Source organism: Pelomonas aquatica, from assembly GCF_026712205.1.
In the GTDB taxonomy this organism is placed as follows: domain Bacteria; phylum Pseudomonadota; class Gammaproteobacteria; order Burkholderiales; family Burkholderiaceae_C; genus Pelomonas; species Pelomonas aquatica.
The window spans coordinates 218,198-234,414 of record NZ_JAPPUW010000003.1 but is presented as its reverse complement, the minus strand read 5'-3'; the positions used below and the strand labels follow the sequence as shown (position 1 = coordinate 234,414).

17 protein-coding genes are annotated in these 16,217 nt (G+C 69.9%); 8 read left to right on the top strand and 9 right to left on the bottom strand.

The genetic code is table 11. From position 1 onward, the window contains the following. Nucleotides 1–66: 66 nt before the first annotated feature. The 5 genes from NYP07_RS04830 to NYP07_RS04810 form a co-directional block, all read right to left on the bottom strand. On the bottom strand, nt 67–672 hold the full coding sequence (locus NYP07_RS04830; protein WP_268147995.1) for a histidine phosphatase family protein: 606 nt from the start codon (nt 670–672) through the stop codon (nt 67–69). Beyond that, complete coding sequence (locus NYP07_RS04825; protein ID WP_338091297.1) at nt 662–1,177, bottom strand: MBL fold metallo-hydrolase; 516 nt, start codon at nt 1,175–1,177, stop codon at nt 662–664. Before NYP07_RS04825 ends, NYP07_RS04830 begins: the two co-directional genes overlap by 11 nt. A 57-nt stretch (nt 1,178–1,234) precedes the next feature. Next, on the bottom strand, nt 1,235–1,669 hold the full coding sequence (locus NYP07_RS04820; protein WP_268147993.1) for an MBL fold metallo-hydrolase: 435 nt from the start codon (nt 1,667–1,669) through the stop codon (nt 1,235–1,237). Nucleotides 1,670–1,729: 60 nt separating this feature from the next. Continuing rightward, nucleotides 1,730–2,137 carry a cupin domain-containing protein gene (locus NYP07_RS04815; RefSeq protein ID WP_268147991.1) on the bottom strand — a complete coding sequence of 136 codons (408 nt, stop codon included), beginning with the start codon at nt 2,135–2,137 and terminating at the stop codon, nt 1,730–1,732. Nucleotides 2,138–2,275: 138 nt separating this feature from the next. Next, nucleotides 2,276–2,797: a hypothetical protein gene (locus NYP07_RS04810; RefSeq protein WP_268147989.1), complete on the bottom strand. Its 522-nt coding sequence runs from the start codon at nt 2,795–2,797 to the stop codon at nt 2,276–2,278. Between the two features lie 402 nt (nt 2,798–3,199). Here NYP07_RS04810 and NYP07_RS04805 point away from each other — a divergent pair, with 402 nt between their 5' ends. From NYP07_RS04805 to NYP07_RS04770, 8 genes are read left to right on the top strand one after another with little or no spacing between them, the layout of a single operon-like run. Beyond that, complete coding sequence (locus NYP07_RS04805) at nt 3,200–5,539, top strand: bifunctional salicylyl-CoA 5-hydroxylase/oxidoreductase (protein ID WP_268147987.1); 2,340 nt, start codon at nt 3,200–3,202, stop codon at nt 5,537–5,539. Continuing rightward, nucleotides 5,536–6,270, top strand: coding sequence for an SDR family NAD(P)-dependent oxidoreductase (locus NYP07_RS04800; RefSeq protein ID WP_268147985.1), 735 nt, complete (start codon nt 5,536–5,538; stop codon nt 6,268–6,270). The genes NYP07_RS04805 and NYP07_RS04800 overlap by 4 nt, the downstream gene beginning before the upstream one ends. Beyond that, complete coding sequence (locus tag NYP07_RS04795; RefSeq protein ID WP_268147983.1) at nt 6,270–6,746, top strand: MarR family winged helix-turn-helix transcriptional regulator; 477 nt, start codon at nt 6,270–6,272, stop codon at nt 6,744–6,746. The genes NYP07_RS04800 and NYP07_RS04795 overlap by 1 nt, the downstream gene beginning before the upstream one ends. Continuing rightward, entirely contained in the window at nt 6,743–7,582 is an 840-nt protein-coding gene (locus tag NYP07_RS04790; protein WP_268147981.1) for an enoyl-CoA hydratase family protein, read from the top strand. Before NYP07_RS04795 ends, NYP07_RS04790 begins: the two co-directional genes overlap by 4 nt. A gap of 1 nt (nt 7,583) precedes the next feature. Further along, nucleotides 7,584–8,720, top strand: a complete 1,137-nt coding sequence (locus NYP07_RS04785) for an acyl-CoA dehydrogenase family protein (RefSeq protein ID WP_268147979.1) — start codon at nt 7,584–7,586, stop codon at nt 8,718–8,720. A 4-nt stretch (nt 8,721–8,724) separates the two neighbouring features. Further along, the gene (locus NYP07_RS04780; RefSeq protein WP_268147977.1) at nt 8,725–10,326 is read left to right on the top strand and encodes an AMP-binding protein; all 1,602 of its coding nucleotides are present in this window, start codon (nt 8,725–8,727) and stop codon (nt 10,324–10,326) included. Then, nucleotides 10,326–10,751, top strand: a complete 426-nt coding sequence (locus NYP07_RS04775) for an acyl-CoA thioesterase (RefSeq protein WP_268147975.1) — start codon at nt 10,326–10,328, stop codon at nt 10,749–10,751. Before NYP07_RS04780 ends, NYP07_RS04775 begins: the two co-directional genes overlap by 1 nt. Then, a complete protein-coding gene (locus tag NYP07_RS04770) occupies nt 10,748–11,149 on the top strand; it encodes a RidA family protein (RefSeq protein WP_268147973.1) in 402 nt (133 codons plus the stop codon). Before NYP07_RS04775 ends, NYP07_RS04770 begins: the two co-directional genes overlap by 4 nt. Here NYP07_RS04770 and NYP07_RS04765 read toward each other — a convergent pair. Genes NYP07_RS04765 through NYP07_RS04750 form a run of 4 tightly spaced genes read right to left on the bottom strand, consistent with a single transcriptional unit; the run spans nt 11,146 to nt 16,208 of the window. Further along, nucleotides 11,146–12,927, bottom strand: coding sequence for an MFS transporter (locus NYP07_RS04765; RefSeq protein ID WP_268147971.1), 1,782 nt, complete (start codon nt 12,925–12,927; stop codon nt 11,146–11,148). The genes NYP07_RS04770 and NYP07_RS04765 overlap by 4 nt on opposite strands. Before the next feature lie 14 nt (nt 12,928–12,941). Continuing rightward, nucleotides 12,942–14,063 (bottom strand): N-acetylglucosamine-6-phosphate deacetylase, encoded by a 1,122-nt coding sequence (locus NYP07_RS04760; RefSeq protein WP_268147968.1) that lies wholly within the window; start codon nt 14,061–14,063, stop codon nt 12,942–12,944. Continuing rightward, a complete protein-coding gene (locus NYP07_RS04755) occupies nt 14,060–14,827 on the bottom strand; it encodes a DeoR family transcriptional regulator (RefSeq protein WP_268147967.1) in 768 nt (255 codons plus the stop codon). The genes NYP07_RS04760 and NYP07_RS04755 overlap by 4 nt, the downstream gene beginning before the upstream one ends. A 34-nt stretch (nt 14,828–14,861) precedes the next feature. Then, on the bottom strand, nt 14,862–16,208 hold the full coding sequence (locus NYP07_RS04750) for a D-tagatose-bisphosphate aldolase, class II, non-catalytic subunit (protein WP_268147965.1): 1,347 nt from the start codon (nt 16,206–16,208) through the stop codon (nt 14,862–14,864). Between the last annotated feature and the right edge of the window lie 9 nt (nt 16,209–16,217).

The following is a 16,217-nucleotide window of genomic DNA, read 5'->3' as shown; positions in this document are numbered from 1 at the left end:
GCATCGTCGCCGCCTGCAACTCCGCCTCGCTCACCCGAGCGCCGGGGGCCGGGCATTCGGCTGGATTCAGTCCTCGCCAATCACGATGGATCCGACGATGTCCAGATGGTCTCCCTTGGGTTCGACGACGAAGAACTCGCCCATCCGCACGGTGTCTTCGAGGACGACGCCCGCGATGTTGAGATCGTGGGTGATCATGACCAGGTTCGTGGGTGCGTGGTGCGTCAGGATGGCTTTCATCAGGCCTGCCTGATCGACTTCCGCTTGCGCCTCAGAGACCGTTCCGGGTGGCCTGAGATAAGGAACGGGCGTCGCGCTGCCAAACGCGATCCTGCCCGTGTCGATGCAGCGGCAGTAGGGGCTGGTCAGGACTTCTCCGACCGGAACGCCATGCGCCCTGAAGGCCTTGCCGATCTGCCGGGCCTGCTTCTCGCCGCGTTGCGAAAGATTGACCTCCTCGTCGCAATGCCCCGGGGCGAGGTGCCCGATCCCTTCCCGAATCTCGACATGGGCGTGGCGCAGCAGGACGACCTTGCCGCCCTGCCTCAGCGCGGCCCAGCTCGGCTCGTCGTCCGCGGCGGCCTGCACCGACCCGATGAGCAGCAGCGCCGAAACAAGCCCGCGCATCGCGCCCGATCGCAGGCTGCTGTTGCTCGGCCGGCTAGCGTTCATCGGCGCAGCCCCGTCCTGCCGCCCCGGCGCCGACGGCGACGCCACCGCGGCCGATGCTGAAGGCCATCAGATCCTCGCCCGCGATCAATGGACCGTCGTAGGTCTTGCGCGCCGCCGCCACGACCTCCTGCGCCGTCAGCGGCGGCAGCTTGGCCGTGCCCAGCAGCGAGAAGTGATAGAAGACCGCGAGCCTGGGCTTGACGCGGCTGAACACGCGACCGGCTTCCTCGGGGCTGGTGTGGTGCGCGAGGATGACTTGAAAGGCCGGCAAGGCGAGCAGCTCCGGGCGCATCGCGGCCACCTGGTGGATCAGCAGATCGGCGCCGGCCGCATGCTTGATCAGGTTTTCGCTGAAGCGCGTGTCGCCCGAGATCACGGCCGAGCGTCCGTCGTGGTCCACGCGGAACCCGAACGCCGGTTTGACGAGATCGCCGTGGTCCACCGCAAACGCAGTGACCTTCACGTCGCCGCTCTCGTAGACGACGCCTTCGTCGAACTCGGTCACCACCACCGCGACGTTCGCGCGCGCGAGCTTCTGATCGGCAACCCGGGTGTCGATGTCTCAGGCATAGGCCTTCTCGAGGTGCTCCATCAGTTGGCGAGTGCCCGCAGGCCCGAAGACCTGAAACGGCCCCCGGCGCTGGCCCCAAGGCGGCTCCAGCCAGCCGGTCAGCCACAGGTCGGGAATGCCTACCGTGTGGTCCGAATGCAGATGGGTCAGGAACAGCTTGTCGGCAGCTCCCAATTTCAGATGCGCCTGAACCAGGCGCTGCGCGACGCCGCGCCCGCAATCGAACAACAGCACCTGGCCGGCGACCTGCACCAGCACGCCGGGGCCGAAGCGTTCGACGGAAGGCTGGGGGCTGCCGGTGCCAAGCAGCGTCACGCGGAAGTCGTCGCCATCGGCTCCGCATTGAGACAGGGCGTGCAAGGGCGGCACGGAGGCAAGCGCCGCTGCAACCGATGACATGCAGAGCCGTCGCCGTCGTGAATCCATGAGCTCCTCCCGGTCGAGCGTGGCCCGTGCCGGCTTCAGGTGATCAGGCCGGCCCGGCGCTCACGGCGCGGGTGCCGATGCGGGCGACGCCAGGGGCTTGCCCTTTTCCACCACGTAAACGCCCACCACCCGAGCCGTCGAAGAACCCTCGTTGCTTGCGCTGTGGACCACACCGGCCGGAATCACGAACCCTTGCCCGGCGCCGAACTTGCGCGGCGGCTGGCCGGCGACCATCAACGTGACCTCGCCTTCATTCACATGACTGATCTCGTCTCCCGGGTGTGTATGCCAGCCGGCAACACTCCCCGGGGCCAACTCCACATGCGCGATGACAGCCTCTCGACCTGGCACCGAAACGTCTGCGCGAGTGACGATGGTTCGAGTGAGTCCGGGACTTTGAGCGGCAATCGCGCCAGTGAACGCGGCGAGCGCGAAGGCAATGGCACAGGGCGTGGTGCAGCTTCTCATAGGCCCTCCCCGGGGTGGTCGGGTGATGACCAGCGGATATTAGGGAAAGGGGCTGGGGCCTTCAAGACCGTGTGGAGGGCGCTCAGCACGGTTCGATCTGATCAAGCAACGGCCATGCGGTCATGCCGACTTGCAGATTCACTTGCCAGCGCGGCATTCGGCGAGCAACTGGTCAGCTGTTTGCCGCACGCTTGCGTATGTTTGGACTCCACGAAAACGGGCATAAGGCTCCGACTTGATGAGCGACGAAATCTGAGCGTATTCGTCAGGTGAGATGTCAGGGTAGTCCTCTTTGATGCCAGGATCGGCATGCTTGTGCGCATCAACCAGAGCCGCTTCGGTGAACTTGCTACCGGCTGGCGATGAATAGAAACCAAGCAGATAGGCAATGTCATCAACCGATACATCCCTCGCAACTACGTTGGCAATTGGCGCCGTGAATCGCTTGTAGTCGGCGCCGCCGAGGCAGGCCGAAACATCGCCCGAGAATGCGGGCGCGACGCGTGCTTGCCACTGAAGGGCGTCGAGAACGGTGTAGTCGAGCCGCATGACGGCGACCAGCCGCATCGCAAGTTCCTGTTTCGTCGGATTGGCGCTGGCCGGCAGGCTGACACCCAGCAGGGTCGTGACAAGCAGCAAGCGATGCATCTTTGGCGGCATTTCGGATCTCAGGGTTTGGCGCGGTTGTCGATGCTAGCCAGTTCGGGGAGCTGACTACCCTAGCGAGGAAGACTTGACGCTTACGTGTATGGCGGAACCTGGCCAACCTCGGGAACTCGCAGCTCGCACTGTCGAGCGCACGGCGGTACAGGGCGCAAAGACCATGCCAGTTCACGGCCCATGGCTACCGGTTCAGCACCGAGTTCTCTGTGACTCCGTGCCTCTCTGGTTGCATTTGCTGCGTTCTTGCCAGAGCCGTGCAGACCAGACCGCAAGAGCGAACGATCTGGCAGGCCATGCGATCGGTTATCGATCAGGGTTTCCAGTCGCCTGCAGTGCGAATAAATACTTGACGTTTGAACTATCTATTTCTAAAGTGTTGCGCAAGGACGGTGCAACACCATGCGTATCACCTGCGTCGGCGGCGGTCCCGCCGGGCTGTATTTCGCGCTGCTGATGAAGAAGGCCGACCCGGCGCGTGTCGTGCGGGTGCTGGAGCGCAACCGTGCGGGCGACACCTTCGGCTGGGGCGTCGTGCTGTCGGACCAGACCGTGGATGCGCTGCGCGAGGCGGATGCCGAGACGGCCGACGAGATCAGCGATGCCTTCAACCACTGGGACGACATCGCCGTGCACATCGGCGGCCGGCGCATCGTGTCGGGCGGGCATGGCTTCTGCGGCATCGGCCGCAAGAAGCTGCTTAACATCCTGCAGGCGCGCTGTGAGCAGTTGGGTGTCGAGCTGGCCTACGAGACCGACGTGGCCGACGACGCCGGCCTCGACGCCGACCTCATCATCGCGGCCGACGGCCTGAACAGCCGCCTGCGCCAGAAGTACGCCGCCACCTACCAGCCCGACATCGACCTGCGCCGCTGCCGCTTCGTGTGGCTGGGCACGACCAAGCTGTTCGACGCCTTCACCTTCGATTTCCAGCGCACCGAATGGGGCTGGTTCCAGGCCCACGCCTACCGCTTCGACGCGACGCACTCGACCTTCATCGTCGAGGCTCCCGAGGAAGTCTGGCGCGCGGCGGGCCTGGAGGGCATGGGCAAGGAGGAGAGCATCGCCTTCTGCGAGAAGCTGTTCGCCAGGGTGCTCGACGGCCACCAGCTGATCTCCAACGCCAGCCATCTGCGCGGCTCGGCGCAGTGGATCCGCTTCCCGCGCGTGGTCTGCAAGACCTGGGTGCACCGCAACGAGCGGGGCGCGCCGGTCGTGCTGATGGGCGACGCGGCCCACACGGCGCATTTCTCGATCGGCTCGGGCAGCAAGCTCGCGCTGGAGGACGCGATTGCGCTGGCGCGCGACATCGACAAGCATGGTGGCGACCTGGAGGCCGCGCTGGCCGACTACCAGGCCAGCCGCAGCATCGAGGTGCTGCGCATCCAGAACGCGGCGCGCAACTCGACGGAGTGGTTCGAGAACGTGGAGCGCCATGCGCGGCTGGCGCCCGAGCAGTTCGCGTACTCGCTGCTGACGCGCTCGCAGCGCATCTCGCACGAGAACCTGAGGCTGCGCGATGCCGGCTACGTCGGCGAGTTCGAGCGCTGGCTGGCCGCGCAGTCGGGCCTCGATGCCCAGCTGCCGCCGATGTTCACGCCCTACCGGCTGCGCGGCCTGACGCTGAAGAACCGCGTCGTCGTGTCGCCGATGGCGCAATACAGCTGCGTGGACGGCCTGCCGGCCGACTACCACCTGGCCCATCTCGGTGCGCGTGCGCTGGGTGGCGCCGGCCTGGTGTTCGCCGAGATGAGCTGCGTGTCGCCCGACGCGCGCATCACGCCCGGCTGCCCGGGCCTGTGGAGCGACGCGCAGGGCGCCGCCTGGCAGCGCATCGTCGGTTTCATCCATGCCAACAGCAGCGCCAAGGTCGCGATGCAGCTCGGCCACGCCGGCCCCAAGGGCTCGACCTGCGTGCCCTGGAGCGGCGGCGAAGACCGCCCGCTGGCTTCGGGCAACTGGCCGTTGATGGCGGCGTCCGAGCAGCAATACATCGAGGGTGTGAGCCAGGTCGCACGCGCGATGACGCGGGCCGATATGGACCGCGTGCGCGAGGACTTCGTCAGCGCGGCGCGGCGCGCGGCGGACGCCGGCTTCGACTGGCTGGAGCTGCACTGCGCCCATGGCTATCTGCTGTCCGGCTTCATCTCGCCGCTGACCAACCGGCGAGACGACCCCTACGGCGGCGTGCTCGCCAACCGGCTGCGCTACCCGCTGGAGGTCTTCCACGCGCTGCGCGAGGTCTGGCCCGAGGACCGGCCGATGTCGGTCCGCATCTCGGCCCACGACTGGGTGGCCGGCGGCACGACGCCGGAGGATGCGGTCGCCATCGCCGCGGCGTTCAAGGCCGCGGGTGCCGACCTGATCGACGTGTCTTCCGGCCAGGTCAGCAAGGCGCAGAAGCCGATCTATGGCCGCATGTGGCAGACGCCCTTCGCCGAGAGCATCCGCAACCGCGTCGGCATTGCGACGATGGCCGTCGGTGCGATCTCGGAGGCCGACCATGTGAACAGCATCATCGCGTCGGGCCGCGCCGACCTCTGCGCGATCGCGCGCCCGCATCTGGCCAACCCGGCCTGGACGCTGACCGAGGCCGCGCGCATTGGCTATGCCGGGCCGGTCGGCCTGGAATGGCCCAGGCAATACCTGTCCGGCAAGTCGCAGCTGGAGCGCGAGTTCGAACGCCAGCGCGCCGACAGCGTGGCTGCGGCCGAGCAGGCGAACAAGGCGTTGGGCGTATGAAGAAACATGCAGTGGTCACCGGCGGCGGCAGCGGCATCGGCGCGGCGGTGGCCAAGCGCCTGCTGGCCGATGGCCTGCGCGTCACGCTGATGGGGCGCAGCCTGGAGCGGCTGCGCAGCACGCAGGCGGCGCTGGGCGACGTGGCCGTGCAGGCCTGCGACGTGGGCGACGAAGCCAGCGTCGCCGCCGCCTTTGCTGCCGTGGGTGATGTGGACGTTCTCGTCAACAACGCCGGCCAGGTGGAGACGGCGCCCTTAGCCAAGACCTCGCTGGAGGTCTGGCAGCGCCTGCTGAACGTGAACCTCACCGGCAGCTTCCTGTGCAGCCGCGCCGTGCTGCCCGGCATGCTGGCGCGCCGGGACGGCCGCATCGTCAACGTCGCCAGCACGGCCGCGCTGAAGGGCTATGCCTATGTGGCGGCCTACTGCGCGGCCAAGCATGGCGTGCTGGGCCTGACGCGTGCGCTGGCGCTGGAGGTGGCGGCCAAGGGCGTGACGGTCAACGCGGTCTGCCCCGGCTACACCGAGACCGACATCGTCGCGGGCGCCATCGCCAACATCGTCGCCAAGACCGGCCGCACGGCGAGCCAGGCGAGGGCGGAACTGGCCAAGGCCAACCCGCAGGGCCGGCTGATCCAGCCCGAGGAAGTGGCCGACACGGTGGCGTGGCTGGTGCGCAGCGGCGGCGTCAACGGCCAGGCCATTGCCGTGGATGGCGGGGAGACGATGTGATGTCGGCCGACTTCGATCTCGAAACCCGCGCCTCCGCCGACGATCACCAGGCGCTGCGGCTCTGGCTGCGCCTGCTGTCCTGCACGACGCGCGTGGAGGACCAGATCCGCCAGCGCCTGCGCCAGGAGTTCGGCACGACGCTGCCCCGCTTCGACCTGCTCGCCCAGCTGGAGCGCCACCCCGACGGGCTGACGATGCGCGAGCTGTCCGAGCGGCTGATGGTGACCGGCGGCAACGTGACCGGCATCACCGACCAGCTCGAAGCCGAAGGCCTGGTGCTGCGCGAAACGCGGCCCGAGGACAGGCGCAGCTTCATCGTTCGGCTGACGCCCGCGGGCCGCCGCCAGTTCAAGCGCATGGCCGCCACGCACGAGGGCTGGATCGTCGAGCTGTTCGCCGGCTGGACGCCGGCGCAGAAGACCCAGGTCCATGAGCTGCTCGCGCAACTGAAGATGCATCTGAAGGACAACACATGACTCCGCACCTGGCATCCGGCAACCGCAAGAGCCTCGCCGGCTACGCGCCCCAGCACTTCCTCTGGCAGCAGCAGGGGGCGGTCGGCCTCATCACGCTGAACCGGCCCGAGCGCAAGAACCCGCTGACCTTCGAGTCCTATGCCGAGCTGCGCGACCTGTTCCGCGCGCTGGCCTATGTCGACGAGGTCAAGGCCATCGTCGTCCAGGGGGCCGGCGGCAACTTCTGTTCCGGTGGCGACGTGCACGAGATCATCGGCCCGCTGACCGGCATGAGCATGCCCGACCTGCTGGCCTTCACGCGCATGACGGGCGACCTCGTCAAGGCCATGCGCGCCTGCCCGCAGCCCGTCGTCGCGGCCATCGACGGTGTCTGCGCCGGCGCGGGCGCCATCATGGCCATGGCGTCCGACTTGCGCGTGGGCACGGCCCGCAGCAAGACGGCCTTTTTGTTCACCCGCGTCGGCCTGGCCGGCTGCGACATGGGCGCCTGCGCGATGCTGCCCCGCATCGTCGGCCAGGGCCGCGCGTCGGACCTGCTCTATAGCGGCCGCAGCCTGGGCGGCGACGAGGCGCTGGCCTGGGGCTTCCTGAACCGCATCGCCGAGCCGGAGCAACTGCTGGCCGAGGCGCTGGCTTGGGGCCGCGAGATTGCCGCGGGCCCGAGCTTTGCGCATGCGATGACCAAGCGCATGCTGCACCAGGAGTGGGCCATGGGCGTGGACGAGGCCATCGAGTCCGAGGCTCAGGCCCAGGCCATCTGCATGATGACCCAGGACTTCCACCGCGCCTACGAGGCCTTTGCGGCCAGGCAGAAGCCGGCCTTCGAAGGGAACTGACATGGATCACCTCGACTGGCCCTTCTTCGACGCCAAGCACCGCGAGCTGGCGACCGCGCTGGACGCCTGGTGCGGCGAGCATCTGCAGCACGTGGACCACGAGGACGATGTCGATGCGCAGTGCCGTGCGCTGGTGGCCCAGCTCGGCGCGGCCGGCTGGCTGAACCACGCGGTGGCGGGTGAAGGCCAGGCCATCGACACGCGTGCCATCTGCCTGATCCGCGAGACGCTGGCGAGGCACGACGGCCTGGCCGATTTCGCGTTCGCGATGCAGGGCCTGGGTTCGGGCGCGATCTCGCTGCAGGGCACGCCGGCTCAGCGTGAAAGCTATCTGCCGCGCGTTGCTCGTGGTGAAGCGCTGGCGGCGTTCGCGCTGTCCGAGCCCGAGGCCGGCTCCGACGTGGCGGCCATGCAGTGCAGTGCCACCGAGGACGGCGATGCCTATCTGCTGAACGGCGAGAAGACCTGGATCTCCAACGGCGGCATCGCGGACTTCTATGTGCTGTTCGCCCGCACGGGCGAGGCGGCCGGCGCGCGGGGCATCTCGGCCTTCATCGTCGATGCGGGCTTGGCCGGCTTCGACATTGCCGAGCGCATCGATGTCATCGCGCCGCATCCGCTGGCGCGGCTGCGCTTCACGAACTGCCGCGTGCCCAGGTCGCAGATGCTGGGCGCGCCGGGTGAAGGCTTCAAGGTCGCGATGCGCACGCTGGACGTCTTCCGCACTTCGGTGGCCGCGGCGGCCCTGGGCTTCGGCCGCCGGGCCCTGCAGGAAGGCCTGGCCCAGGCCAAGGCGCGGCCGATGTTCGGTGCACGCCTGGCCGACCTGCCGCTCACGCAGGCCAAGCTGGCCGACATGGCCTGCACGGTGGACGCGTCGGCCCTGCTGGTCTACCGCGCCGCCTGGCTGCGCGACCAGGGCCGCAAGATCACGAAGGAGGCCGCGATGGCCAAGCTGAGGGCGACCGAGGGTGCCCAGCAGGTCATCGACGCGGCCGTGCAGCTCTTTGGCGGCCGCGGCGTGCGCCGCGGCGAGATCGTCGAATCCCTCTACCGGGAAATCCGTGCGCTGCGCATCTACGAGGGCGCCAGCGAAGTGCAGCAACTGATCATCGGTCGCGAACTGTTGAGGGCCTGACACCATGCATCCATCGGCTCATCTGGATACCTTCGCAAGAGACCATCTCCCGCCGCAGGACCAGTGGCCGGAGCTGGTCTTCGAGCTGCCGGCGCTGCAGTTCGGCCCCCGGCTGAATGCGGCCACGGAGCTGCTGGACCGCTGGGTCGCGCAGGGCCAGGGCGACCGGCCCTGCGTACAGGGCGCCGGCGTGAAGTGGAGCTATGCCGACCTGCAGGCCGAGGCGAACCGCATCGCCAACGTGCTGGTCAACGAACTGGGCGTCGTGCCGGGCAACCGCGTGCTGCTGCGCGGCGCCAACACGCCACAGCTGGCGGCCTGCTGGTTCGCCGTCATCAAGGCCGGCGCGATCGCGGTGGCGACGATGCCGCTGCTGCGCGCCGTCGAGCTGGGCAAGGTCATCGCCAAGGCCGAGGTCAGCCATGCGCTGTGCGATGCGGCGCTGGCCGATGAACTCGCGGCGGCCCAGCAGCAGAACCCCGTGCTGCGCGGCATCTGCCTGTTCCGCAGCGGCGAGCCCGATGGCCTGGAGGCCCGGGCGGCGCGGCATCCGGCCAGCTTCACGAATGTCGACACGGCCAGCGACGACTGCGCGCTGATCGCCTTCACGTCCGGCACGACGGGCCAGCCCAAGGGCACGATGCACTTCCACCGGGACATCATCGCCATCTGCCGCTGCTGGCCGCCTCATTCCCTGCGCGCCGAGGCCAGCGACGTCTTCATCGGCAGCCCGCCGCTGGCCTTCACCTTCGGGCTGGGCGGCCTGCTGCTGTTCCCGATGAGCGTCGGCGCCTCCACGGTGCTGCTGGAAAAGGCCGCGCCGGAGCTGCTGCTCAAGGCCATCGTCGAGCACCGCGCGACGGTCTGCTTCACGGCGCCCACCTCCTACCGCGCGATGGCGCCGCTGGTCGCGCAGCACGACATCGCGTCGCTGCGCAAATGCGTCAGCGCCGGCGAGGCCCTGCCTGCGGCCACGCGTGCGCTGTGGAAGGAGAAGACGGGCATCGAGCTGCTCGACGGCATCGGTGCGACCGAGCTGCTGCACATCTTCATCTCGCACACCGAGGCCACGGCCAGGCCCGGCGCGACCGGCAAGCCCGTGCCCGGCTACCGGGCCTGCATCCTCGACGACGCCGGCCGCGCGCTGCCGCCCGGCCAGATCGGCCACCTGGCCGTCAAGGGCCCCACGGGCTGCCGCTACCTTGCCGACGGGCGCCAGCGCCAATACGTGCACGACGGCTGGAACCTGACCGGCGACGCCTACCTCGTCGACGCCGACGGCTACTACGTCTACCAGGCGCGCACCGACGACATGATCATCTCGGGCGGCTACAACATCGCCGGCCCCGAGGTCGAGGCCGCGCTGCTGAGCCATCCGGCCGTGGCCGAATGTGCCGTCATCGGCGTGCCGGACGCGGAGCGCGGCCAGCTCGTCAAGGCCTTCGTCGTGCTGCGCGAGGGCCATGCCGGCGATGCGAAGGCCCTGCAGGAGCATGTGAAGGCCAGCATCGCGCCCTACAAGTACCCCCGCGCCATCGAGTTCCGCAGCAGCCTGCCGCGCACCGAGACCGGCAAGCTGCAGCGCTTCAAGCTGCGCGAAACCTGATGCCCGGCTTCGTCTTCCAGCGCGAGCAGCTCGTGCGCTTCGGCCACTGCGACCCGGCCGGCATCGTGTTCTACCCGCGCTATTTCGAAATGCTGAACGAGCTGGTCGAGGACTGGTTCGCGCAGGGCCTGGGGCTGTCGTTCGTGGAGCTGATCGTCGGGCGCCGCATCGGCATGCCCACGACGCGGCTCGACACCCGCTTCAGGCGCGTCAGCCGCATCGGCGACCGCCTGCGCCAGCGCATCCGCATCGCCCGCCTGGGCCGCAGCTCGCTGGCGCTGGCCATCGCCTTCGAAGGCGACGACGGCATCCGCGTCGAGTTCGACCAGGTGCTGGTCTGCACCTCGCTGGACACCCACCAACCCATGCCCCTGCCCGCCGACTTGCGCGCCGCGCTGCAGCGCGCCCAGGAGACCCACCCATGAGCAAACAAATCCTGCAGCCCGCCGGCTGGGCCGCGCCGCGCGGCTATGCCAACGGCGTCGCGGCCAGCGGCCGCCAGGTCTTCGTCGCCGGCCAGATCGGCTGGAACGAGGGCTGCGAGTTCGACAGCGACGACTTCATCGCCCAGGTGCGCCAGGCCCTGCTGAACGTGCGCGCCGTGCTGGCCGAGGCCGGCGCCGCGCCCGAGCACATCGTGCGCATGACCTGGTATCTCATCGACAAGCGCGAATACATCGCCCGCGGCCGCGAGGTGGGCCAGGCCTACCGCGAGGTGCTGGGCCGCGACTACGGTATCGCGATGAGCGCGGTGCAGGTGTCGGCCCTGATGGAGGACCGTGCCAAGGTGGAGATCGAGGTGACGGCGGTCGTGCCGGCCTAGCGCACGAAGAACCCCTCGATCTCCTCCAGCGTGCGCCCCTTGGTCTCGGGCAGCAGCCGGGCCGCGACGAGGAAGAAGACCAGCGTGCAGCCGGCCCAGAAGAAGAACATCGCTGCGTAGCCGTGCTGGCCTACGGTGGGCAGGAAGACGGCGGCGATGGACGTGGACACGAACTGGTTGACGAGCAGCGCGATGCTCATGCCGTTGGAGCGGATGCGCGTGGGCATCAGCTCGGACAGCGCCAGCCACACGCAGACGCCGGGGCCCACGGCGAAGAAGGCGACGAAGGCCAGGATGCACGCCGCCGTCCAGCCGCCGTGCGCGGCGCTGGGCACCGGGCCGAGCCGGGCGGAGGCGATGCGCAGCGGCGCCTGGGCCGAGGCGCCCGGGTCGGCGAAGGGGTTGAGGTGCAGGCGGCGGAACAGCGCGCCGATGACGTTGTCGGGCTGCACGGTGTTGGCGCGGCGGATGTTCAGGCTTGTCGGACCCGCGTCGCTGCGCAGCGTCTGCACATTGCTGAACTCGCCATAGGACCAGGCCACGGTCAGCATCTGCGGGCCGGCGGCCGGGTCGGCGCCGAGGGCGCGCCATTGCGCGGCATCCAGCTGCAGCGTCAGCGTGTCGCCCTGCTGGCGCGCGGCCAGCGCCGGCCCAACGTCGCGTAGCTCGTCCTCGGCGGACTGGAACAGCAGCGCGGCGCCCAGCAGCGACAGCGCGATGCCGCCGCTGCCCAGCATCAGCAGGAATTTGCGGCCCTTGCGGTCCACCAGGCTGACGGCCAGCACGGTGACGGCCGCGTTCAGCAGCTTGATGGCCACGTCGGCCCAGTTGGCCATCGAGCCCGGCAGGCCGGCGGCGTTCAGGATGGTCACCGCATAGGCCAGCACCGAGTTGATGCCGGTGGCCTGGGTGCAGGCCAGCACGAGGCAGGCGAGCAGGAAGGGCAGCACATAGCGGCGGCTCAGCAGCGGCTCGGCGGCGGTGGCAGCGGCCGTGGCACCGCCGCTGGCCGCCATGGCGGCCAGCGTTTCGCGTGCCTGGGCCTCGGGCAGGCTGCGCCGCAGCGTGGCCAGCGCGGCCTCGGCGCGGCCGCGGCGCAGCAGCCAGCGCGGCGATTCCGACAGCAGCAGCCCGCCCAGTGTGAACACGAGGCCGGGCGCCAGGCTCATCCAGAAGATGCTGCGCCAGGCGTGGTCGCGCGCGGCGAACAGGGCCTGCTGCACGTCGCCGCCGGCCGCCTGGGCCGCGGCGCTGGCGGCCTCGACGCCGCGCGCCTGCACGAGGCCGATCAGCGCGGCGACGACGAGGCCGATGGTCAGCAGCAGCTGGAACATCGCGGTGCCGCGCCCGCGCCTCTCGGCACTCAGGCATTCGGCCAGGTAGAGCGGCACGACGACGCCGATCAGCCCGCCGCTGACGCCCTGCAGCAGCCGGCCCATCAGCAGCGGCACATAGCCGTCGGCCAGCGCGATGACGGGAATGCTCAGCGTGAACAGCGCGCCGGCCAGCAGCATGGCGGGCTTGCGGCCGATGGCGTCGGCCAGCGCACCGGCGAACAGCGACGACAGAACGCTGCCCAGCAGCACGGCCGCGACGATGAAGCTGAGCTGCTGGGCGCTGAGCCGCCAGGCCGCGACGGCCGTGGATTCCAGATAGGGCAGGGCGCCGGCGATGATGCCGATGTCGATGCCATACAGCAGCCCGCCCATGCCGGCGATGAAGAGCAGGAAGCGCATATAGCGCGGCCCTTGCAGCATGCCGGCGGTTGGAGCAGTCATCGGCGGTCCTTGTGTCAGAGCTTGTTGTCGGGGGAGATGGCGTGGCCTTCGCTGAAGACCTGGCGCGGTTGCAGCGCCTCGTCCAGCACGACCATGTCGGCCCAGGCGCCGGGCGCGAGGAGCCCGCGGTCGGCCAGGCCGAGGTAGTCGGCCGGGAACAGGGCGCAGCGCTGCGACGCGAGGGCCAGGTCCTGGCCCAGTTCGACGAGGTTGCGCAGCGCCTGGTCCATCGTCAGCGCGCTGCCGGCCAGGGAGCCCTTGCTGCCGCCCAGGCGCACGCAGCCGGCGCATTTGTAGACGCGTTGCGGGCCGAGGGCGTATTCGCCGTCGGGCATGCCGGTGGCGGCCGTCGCGTCGGTGATGGCATACAGGCGCGGGATCGCGCGCATCGCCGCCTGCATCGTGCCCGGCGCCACGTGCTGCAGGTCGGGGATCAGCTCGGCGTACTCGGCATGGGCCAGCGCCGCGCCCACGATGCCCGGGTCGCGGTGGTGCAGCCCGGTCATGCCGTTGAACAGATGGGTGAAGCCGGCCGCGCCGGCGCGCAGCGCGGCCACGCCGTCGTCATAGCTGCCGTTGCTGTGGCCGATCTGCACGCGGATGCCCAGCGCGGCGAGCGCGGGGATCAGTTCCAGGTGGCCGGGCATCTCGGGCGCCAGCGTCAGCACGCGCAGCGGCGCGATGGCGTGCAGGCGCTGCACGGCCGCCAGCGTGGCCGGCACGGTCAGCGGCGGCTGGGCGCCGAGGCGGTGCGGGCTGATGAAGGGGCCTTCGAGGTGCGCGCCCAGCACGCGGGCGCCGTCCTCGGCCTTGTTGGCGATGGCGCTGCTCATGCCGTGCAGCGCGCGCTCGATGTCGCTGGCATGAGCCGTCATCGTCGTGCCCAGCAGCAGCGTCGTGCCGTGCCGCGCATGGGCACGCGCGATGGTGGTGGCCGCGTCGCCGCCCTGCATGATGTCCACGCCCAGCGCGCCGTGCACGTGCAGGTCGATAAAGCCGGGCAGCACGAGGCGGTCGGCGCGCACGCCGGCATCGGCCTCGATGTCGTGCACGCGCTCGCCGAAGCACAGCCGGCCGGTGATCCAGCCGTCGGGCGTCAGGATGCGGCCCTCGACGGCCTGGCGTGCCACGCTCATTCCGCGACGATCAGCTCGATGCCCAGCCTTGCCAGCCCGTCGCGGTATTCGGGGCTGATGCCGGCGTCGGTGATGATGGTGTCGACCTGCTCCAGCAGGCCGATGCGGTGCAGGCTGACCCGCCCGAACTTGGACGCGTCGCAGAGCACGACGACGCGCCGCGCGCGCTCGACCATCTTGCGGTTCAGGCTGGCCTCGGCCTCGTGGTGGGTGGTCAGGCCGAACTGCAGGTCCAGGCCGTCGACGCCGAGGAAGAGGGTGTCGAAGCTGTAGGCATTCAGGCAGGCCTCGGCCTGCACGCCCTGGAAGGACAGCGACTGCTTGCGCAGCAGGCCGCCGGTCAGCATGACCTCCACGCCCTGCGCATTGGCCAGCTCCCAGGCGATGTTCAGGCCGTTGGTCATCACCGTGACGTCGCGGTGGTCCAGCAGGTGGCGGGCCAGCGGCACGGTGGTGGTGCCGGAGTCGACGAGGATGTTGTCGCCCGGCTGCACCAGCTCGGCGGCGCGCGCGCCGATGACCTCCTTCAGCGCGCTGTTCAGGCTGTCGCGCTGCTGCACGCTCTGTTCCTGCGGCGGCGTGCGCACCAGCGTCGCGCCGCCGTGGTTGCGCGTGGCCAGGCCCTGGGCCTCCAGCTGGGCGAGGTCGGTGCGGATGGTCACGGCCGACACGCCGGTCAGCGCGGCCAGCTCGGACACCTGCACGCCGCCTTGCTTGACGAGGAGTTGCAGGATCTGTTCGCGGCGCTGGCTGGTGTTTCGCATGGCTTTCGGGCTTGTTTCGAACGAGCGCAGATTCTCAGGGGTTCGAAACCGGGGCCGGGGCCGGGCTTGCGATTGCGACGTCGCGCGGCGCCGCCTCGTTGGCATCGCAGGCGCGGGCGTAGCGGGCCAGCAGCTGGCTCACCTTGTCGCGGGCCAGGTCCTCGGCGCGGGCGGCCAGGCGGCCCTCGAACACGGCCTGCGCCTGCTCGGGCAGGAACTGGCTCAGCGCCGCCAGCGGCAGCGGCCGGGCATCGAGGTTGGCGATGAGGCGGCCCAGCGCGGCGTCCACAGCCGGCTCGCCCCAGTAGTAGCGGCAGCGGTCGCTGAGGCCGTAGGCGCGCAGCAGGCGCTGGGCCTCGGGCGCGCCGGGGTAGTGCTTGAGCCAGTGGCGCGGCTGCCGGCGCATGGCCTCGTCCAGCGTCTCGATGAGACGCGACTGGGCGGCGGCCGGCAGCAGCTCGCGCTCCAGCATCGCGAGCGCGAACCAGGCCTCGCGCAAGGCGAAGGTGGCCGCCGGGCCGACCTTCAGGATCGCGAAATGGTCGCGCACCATCGCATGCAGCGAGGCCTCGGTCTGGTAGTCGGTGGAATGGGCCTCGTAGACCAGGCCGGGCTGGCCCTCGATGAAGCGCGACAGCGAGGCTGCGGCGGCGCGGTCGTAGTGCTGCACGGCGCTGTGGTCGAAGTCCACGCCGGGCTGCACGACCATCGCGACGACGCGCCGCCAGGCCTCGCGCAGCGAGCGCGCGGCGAAGGCCTGGCGGTGCACTTCGAGCGTCTGCGCGGCGGCCTCCGGCCGCGTGACGGCCACGCCGCCGGCCAGGGCCGACTCGCCGCCGGGGATGGGCACCTCGGTGCCGATCACATAGACCGGCGGCGGCAGCCCGGCGCCGCGCGCGGCGGCCTCGGCCACCTCGGCGAGCTGGGCCGAGCGCTGCGCGACGACCTCGTCGGGCAGGCGCGCCGGGTCGTCGGCGCAGGCCATGCTGCAGTCGAGGTGGATCTTGTTGAAGCCGGCGGCGGCATAGGCCTGGATCAGCGTCTTCGCGTGCCCCATGGCCTCGGCCGCCGGCAGGTGCTGCCAGGCGTTGGGGCCGAGATGGTCGCCGCCCAGCACGAGGTGCTCGGCCGGCAGGCCGCAGGCAGCCGCCAGCGTCAACACGCCGTCGCGAAACTGCGGCGGCGTCATGCCGGTGTAGCCGCCGAACTGGTCCACCTGGTTGGACGTGGACTCGACCAGCAGCAGGCTGCCGCGCCGCACGGCCAGCTGCATCGCGGCCTCCAGCACATAGGTGCTGCTGCAGCAGACGCTGGTCAGCCCGATAGGCTCGCCGCGGCGGTGCGCGGCGATGCGGTCCTGGATGGGAGACGAAGAGGCCATGGCAAAGCG